At 41.1% G+C, this 1,266-nt stretch carries 1 protein-coding gene; it reads right to left on the bottom strand.

Annotated elements, in window-relative coordinates; translation table 11 throughout:
* Positions 1-8: 8 nt before the first annotated feature.
* Positions 9-1,189, bottom strand: a protein-coding gene (locus tag I6E82_RS19750; RefSeq protein WP_197118529.1) for an IS3 family transposase whose coding sequence is annotated in 2 segments (ribosomal slippage) — positions 9-931 and positions 931-1,189 — 1,182 coding nt in all. Because the reading frame shifts where the segments join, the coding sequence is not laid out codon by codon here.
* Positions 1,190-1,266 lie beyond the last annotated feature (77 nt).

The following is a 1,266-nucleotide window of genomic DNA, read 5'->3' as shown; positions in this document are numbered from 1 at the left end:
TGTAGTGGTCAACTAATTTTGGCCACAGTTTTAGAATCTTGGCATCTAACCTCAGATTCATTTGGCGCTAAACCGGCATTATAATGATGTGGCCTAACGTTGTTGTAATATCCGTTGATATAATCACTCACACCATATTTAGCATCTTTAAAGTTTTCGTATCCAACCTTTGGCATCCACTCCGTTTTAAAGCTTCTAAAAAATCGCTCCATTGGCGCATTATCCCAACAATTTCCGCGCCTGCTCATACTTTGTGTAATTTTATAGCGCCATAAACGTTGACGATATTTTAAACTTATATAATGACTACCTTGGTCTGAATGAAACATCAGTCCTGTCGGTTTTCCTCTACTTTCATACGCGAGTTCAAGTGCTTTTAGCGTTAAATTAGTATCTGGCGACAACGACATGGCCCAACCAACGACTTTACGTGCAAATAAATCAATAACAACGGCTAAATAAGCCCAGCGATTACCTACCCAAATATACGTCACATCACCGCACCACACGGTATCTGGCTCAACAACATCAAATTTTCTATCAAGCAGATTTGGAATTTCAAGGTGTTCATTACCACCGCGTTTATATGAATGTTGAGGTACTTGGCAGCTTTCAAGCTTTAATTTAACCATTAGCTTAGCAGCACGATAACGACTCAATTCAAAATCATTGTTCGTTGCTATTGCCGCGATTGTCCGCGCCCCAGCTGAGCCGCCGCTCATTGCATGTATGGCTTTAACTTCAGCTTCTAGCCTTATTTGCTCTGGCGTCGGCGTTGTATCCCGTATAGCCCAATATTTATAGCTGCTACGATGCACATTGAATACGTTACACAGCACGCTAATTGGGTAACGCTCTCGTTGATTTAGTTTCTCAATTAACGAGAATTGTTCAGGGAGTCGGACATCAAGAGAGCGGTAGCCTTTTTTAATATATCCTTTTCTAATTCAATGCGTTGGATTTGCTTTTTAAGTTCGCGGATTTCAATTTGTTCGGGCGTCATTGGTGAAGCAGATGGTGTCTGGCCACTCCGCTCTTGCTTTAATTGAGTAACCCACTTACTGACGGTTGATTTACCCACCCCCATCGCTTTGGCTGCTTCTTCTTGAGTATAACTTTGGTCAACTACAAGCTGAGCTGTTTCTAATTTGATTGCCGCAGAATACGTTGCGCGTTTTAATTTCGTCATTTTTTCACCCAAATTTGTATGCTTATTAGCATAACATTTCTTTCTTAATGGGTGGCCAAATTAACTATGCCACTACA

The sequence above is a fragment of the Pseudoalteromonas sp. NZS11 genome (assembly GCF_015864765.1).
Classification (GTDB): Bacteria; Pseudomonadota; Gammaproteobacteria; order Enterobacterales; family Alteromonadaceae; genus Pseudoalteromonas; species Pseudoalteromonas arctica.
The sequence above is the reverse complement of the archived record's forward strand: the minus strand, read 5'-3'. Positions and strand labels throughout refer to the sequence as shown.